The sequence below is a fragment of the Lyngbya sp. CCY1209 genome, assembly GCF_055795065.1.
Genome location: NZ_JAYFER010000698.1, coordinates 1 through 234, shown reverse-complemented (window position 1 = coordinate 234; position 234 = coordinate 1). Strand labels below are relative to the sequence as shown.

Sequence of the window (234 nt, the reverse complement as noted above, 5' to 3'; positions counted from 1 at the left end):
AACCGATGCCCTAACCTGATACTTTTTAAATTTAGGATAACCTTTTTTCCCAGGGACTTTAGCTTGACAGTTTTTGTAGAACCTTTCAATAGCTGCCCAGGCCCTTTCTGCATGGGCTTGTCGCGCCATCGAATTCAGCCTTTTAGCCCAAGGAAAATCGGGATTATCTGCCAATAACTTGCAGTATTTGTAGGCATCATTCCGACTTTTAACCTCTCGGTCTATCCATGCTTT

Annotated in this window: 1 pseudogene; it reads right to left on the bottom strand. The window is 43.2% G+C overall.

Annotated features, from left to right (window positions below):
- Positions 1-234, bottom strand: a pseudogene (locus tag AC0QHF_RS28900) (RNA-guided endonuclease TnpB family protein); the annotation flags it as partial.